At 60.0% G+C, this 2,559-nt stretch carries 3 protein-coding genes; all 3 read right to left on the bottom strand.

Going from position 1 to position 2,559, the window contains the following annotated elements:
* On the bottom strand, window positions 1-494 hold a 494-nt coding region (locus WA989_RS17690; protein ID WP_424341795.1), incomplete at its 3' end, for a flagellar basal body P-ring protein FlgI.
* Between the two features lie 4 nt (window positions 495-498).
* Window positions 499-1,479: a flagellin gene (locus WA989_RS17685; protein ID WP_424341794.1), complete on the bottom strand. Its 981-nt coding sequence runs from the start codon at window positions 1,477-1,479 to the stop codon at window positions 499-501.
* A 1-nt stretch (window position 1,480) separates the two neighbouring features.
* A partial coding sequence (locus tag WA989_RS17680; RefSeq protein ID WP_424341793.1) for a FlgK family flagellar hook-associated protein occupies window positions 1,481-2,559 on the bottom strand: 1,079 nt, incomplete at its 5' end.

The following is a 2,559-nucleotide window of genomic DNA, read 5'->3' as shown; positions in this document are numbered from 1 at the left end:
ATACCGCGGCGCACGCTCGCGCCTTGCGCCTGCACATCAAGGCCGGAGACGACGATACTGCCCTGGGCGACGGCATAGACCTCATTGTCGGCGCCCTTGAGCGGCGTCAGAATGAGCGTGCCGCCTTCAAGGCTTTCTGCGTCGCCGATCGAGGAAACAGAAACGTCGACGGATGAGCCGTTCCGGGCAAAGGAGGGCAGGGTGGCCGTCACCAGAACGGCGGCGACATTGTCCGGTTTGATATCCTCGCCTTGAACGTTCACGCCGAGGCGTTCGAGCATGTAGGTCAGCGAATCCTCGGTGAAGGGCGAGTTGCGTACCGTGTCGCCCGTGCCATTGAGGCCGACCACGATGCCATAGCCGATGAGATCGTTCTGGCGCACGCCTTCGACATCTACAATGTCGCGGATCCGCGCCTGCGCGTCGGCAGGCGGCGCGGGAAGGGCCGAGAGGGTGAGACCTGCAAGGGCCAGGAGCCATACGAAATGCTTCATCGGTCTACCTCAGGAAATTCAGGAGCGAGAGATTGGAAAGCCGCGCGGTGAGAAGGTATGAGGCTTCGAGATTTGCTTCGAGCACTTTGAGGGCGGACGCCGCCTCGTACTGGTCTCGCCCGGTCATCAGTGCATAGGCTTCGACCAGTGTGATTTCTTCTTTTTCGAGATCGAGCGTGCGATCCGCGATCCGCTTCTGGTCGATCCCGATGGTCGCGCGAAGATCTGTCAGCGCGGTCTCCCCGGCCGAGAGGCGGTTTGCCGCCGACAGCCGGACTGTATCGCTGTCACCGAGGGCGTCCACCGATCCGCCAGGCTGCGATATTGCGAGCACTGAGAGGCCGCGGACGATCTGCGTCAGCGCTGGATCAATGGCGAGAGTCGCCTCGCTGTCGGATGCCGTCTGCGCCCCTTTGTAGATGTTCTGCTGCCAGTCGCCCGCCGGATCGTTGAAGTAAGTGTCGAGAGACGCTTCGAGATCTGCTGCGTCGGTTGCCGCCGCCGCGATTGCCTCAACATCGGCAAGCAGTTGATCTGCCCCTTCAAAGGGCGCGGTCGAGGTTGCATCGCCAGCAAACAGAAAACGTTCACCATGGCGCGCATTGAGCGTGGACAGCATTCCCTCAAGGGCGAGCCCGGCATCGCGCGCTGTTGTCGCGATTTCACTGTCATTTGAGAAGTTGACCGCATCAAAGGCGCGAACAGTCAGCCCCGAAATGCTCGTCTGAATATGGCTCAGGCTTTGCTGGCTGATATCCAGCCGGCTTTTGCGAAGCTGCAACAGGCTCATTTCATTGCTGAGGTCGTCAATCGCCTTCTTGCCAAGCATGGCCTGGCCGACGCGCCCGGAAAGATGCTTGGTGATGTCGCTGACACGGCCGGTGACGGCTTCACTCCCGGTATCCTTGATCTGCTCGCGCAGCTTGGCGGTGCTCTGGCTGATCTTGGAGGTCAGGACGCTCATCGGGAGGGCGTTACGGATCATATCAAAGCTCCATCAACCGCTGAATCATCTGGTTGGCGATTTCCATTACCCGCGCATTGGCCGCATAGGCCTGTTCGATCGCGAGGAGTTCCTGCATCTGCGTGTCGATATCGACACCCGTCTTGGACAGCTCGGCTTCAGAAACGATCGAATGCTGGGTCGATGTTGACGACAGGATGGTCTCTTTGCTGATCCGCGTCTGACCGGTTTTGGACGCAAAGTTTGCGGCCAGTTCTGCGGCGGTGAAGACACCCTGCAAACCGTTGGAACTGATCGCGCTTGTCTCCGTGAGGGCGCCGAAGAGGGCCGACAGGATCGTGTTGTCACCCGATGGACCGGCAGCTGTTGCGCCAAGTCCATCGCGTAGTCGGTATAGCTCGCCGCCCTGGTCTGGATCGATTAGCGGATTGACGCTAATCCGGCCCGCGAGCCCTGCTCCACCGCCTGGGTTTCCGTCAACGAAGAGACCATAGTCTCCAGGGGTCTTGGTCGGGTCGATCGCGTCGTCTGAAAGCCGAGTAATCAGATCATTGGCGACGGTATCGAGCTGATCGCTGAACTGGGGAAGATCTGTATCGCGCAGGGTGAAGAGCGCGCTGAACAGGCCGCTGGAGACGGCCGAATAGGTCGTTGCGCCGGGAGTCAGGTCAAGCCCATCGACGGTCAGGCCAGACAGGTCCCCATTGGCGAGCGTCTGACTGGCTCCGAACATGTTCGATGGGGTAAACTCGATCGTGCGGGCTGTGCCTGCAAGCAGGTAAACCCCTTCCTTGGTCACAATGTCGATCTTGCCGGCGGCCCGATCGACGGCCTCGATGGGCATGAATTCAGCAATCGTATCCACGACAGTCTGGCGCTCATCCATGAGGGCGGCGGCCTGACTTGACGTGCGGTCGACCGAGTTGAGCTTGGTGTTAAGCTGCTGAACGCGTTGAAGCGCCGCGTTAACGGTGTCTACGGCGTTAGCGATTTCTCGGTCGGCTTCGGAGCGCTGGCTCTCGATATAGCTGGAGAGATCGTTGAATTCGCGGGCAATGGCGTTGGCTGCGTCTATCACAACCGAAGCGTCGGTTTCTGATT

Source organism: Henriciella sp. (assembly GCF_049649345.1).
Lineage (GTDB): Bacteria > Pseudomonadota > Alphaproteobacteria > Caulobacterales > Hyphomonadaceae > Henriciella.
This window is presented reverse-complemented; position numbering and strand designations above follow the sequence as displayed.